This window comes from Burkholderia sp. AU4i (genome assembly GCF_000466765.1).
GTDB classification, from domain to species: domain Bacteria; phylum Pseudomonadota; class Gammaproteobacteria; order Burkholderiales; family Burkholderiaceae; genus Burkholderia; species Burkholderia cepacia.
Genome location: NZ_ASSI01000456.1, coordinates 1 through 1,112 on the forward strand (window position 1 = coordinate 1; position 1,112 = coordinate 1,112).

The following is a 1,112-nucleotide window of genomic DNA, read 5'->3' on the forward strand; positions in this document are numbered from 1 at the left end:
GCCGCGCATCGTGCCGCCCGCCCCGCGTGGCGCGGCCAGCCCGCGCGCGGTGCCGAGCGTCGTCTTGACGCCGAAGGAGCGCGCGATTCTCGAGCTGCTCGCGCGCAACCTGTCGAACAAGGAGATCGCGGTGGCGCTCGCCGTCGGCGAGGAAACCGTGAAGTGGCACCTGAAGAACCTGTTCGGCAAGCTCGACGCCAGCTCGCGCAAGCATGCGGTACGCCGCGCGCTGGTGCTCGGCCTGCTTGAAAGCGCGCCGTAACGCCGGTTCCGCCGACCGGACGGCGCCCCCGTCTCCACCTCCCGCGATTCTCCGCAACCCTGCCCCCCGCGCATGGGGGGGAGCGGCCGCCCGCCGTTGCGTAGTCTTTCCGCATGGCTCACGCGGGCGCCGCCTGTCACGTCTTCCCGCCCGCCTCGTTGCTTCCCCGTTTCACCCGGACGGGCTCGATCCCGTCCGGTCCAATACGACCCTGGAGACTTCATGAAGACGAAACTGGCCGCGCTCGCGGCGCTTGCCGGCTGTTCGGCGCTCGCGCACGCGCAATCCTCCGTCACGCTCTACGGCGTGATCGACACGGGCCTGCTGTACCAGAGCACGTCGGCGGCGTCGTTCAGCCCCACCGCGCCGAATACGGGCAAGGTGTTCCGCATGAAGGACGGCGGCATCTACTCGAGCTTCTGGGGCATCAAGGGCAGCGAGGACATCGGCGGCGGCTACAAGGTCAACTTCAAGCTGCAGGGGTCGTTCGACAGCGGCACCGGCAAGCTGCAGCTGAGCGATACGCCGGGCGCCGTCGCGATCTTCAACCAGGTCGCGTCGCTCGGCGTGTCGGGCCCGTTCGGCACCTTCACGGCCGGCCGCCAGATCGTGCCGATGATCTATGCGATGGCCGACACCGACGTGCGCAACGCGCAGTTCTTCGGCAGCGTGCTGACCGCGTGGCTCGGCCTGAACACGGCGGCCGGCTGGCCCGGGACGAGCACCAACGGCGCGATCGGCGCGCTGTACGACAGCAATGCGCTCGTCTACCAGTCGCCGGTGTTCGCGGGCGCGTCGATCGCGCTCGAATACGCGCCGGGCGGCGTGGCCGGGCAGTTCCAGGGCGGCA

2 protein-coding genes are annotated in these 1,112 nt (G+C 70.0%); both read left to right on the plus strand.

What is annotated here, in order from left to right; genetic code table 11:
• The coding region (locus tag L810_RS43470; RefSeq protein ID WP_042978501.1) for a response regulator transcription factor at positions 1 to 262 on the plus strand (262 nt) is incomplete at its 5' end.
• A 222-nt stretch (positions 263 to 484) separates the two neighbouring features.
• A partial coding sequence (locus L810_RS43475; RefSeq protein WP_042978502.1) for a porin occupies positions 485 to 1,112 on the plus strand: 628 nt, incomplete at its 3' end.